This window comes from Mammaliicoccus sp. B-M6 (genome assembly GCF_022386965.1).
Lineage (GTDB): Bacteria > Bacillota > Bacilli > Staphylococcales > Staphylococcaceae > Mammaliicoccus > Mammaliicoccus sciuri_A.
Map to the genome: position 1 here is coordinate 1 of NZ_JAJNHJ010000103.1, position 234 is coordinate 234.

Annotated in this window: 1 protein-coding gene; it reads left to right on the plus strand. The window is 28.6% G+C overall.

What is annotated here, in order from left to right; all coding sequences use genetic code 11:
• Positions 1-221: integrase core domain-containing protein (locus LQ693_RS13620; RefSeq protein ID WP_239703283.1), on the plus strand; the 221-nt coding region annotated here is incomplete at its 5' end.
• Positions 222-234: the final 13 nt, after the last annotated feature.

The following is a 234-nucleotide window of genomic DNA, read 5'->3' on the forward strand; positions in this document are numbered from 1 at the left end:
ACCGTTCTTTAAGCCGTAAGGGAAATCCATATGATAACGCAGTAGCAGAAACAATATTTAAAGCAGTAAAGACAGAATTCATAAATACTACTAGATTCTATACGATAGAACAATTAGAGATTGAATTAAAATTGTATATAAATTGGTATAACAATGAAAGATTACATGCAGGATTAAATTATCAAACACCAACCTCTTATAAACTTATGAATTCTGTCTAAGTTTTTGTTGACA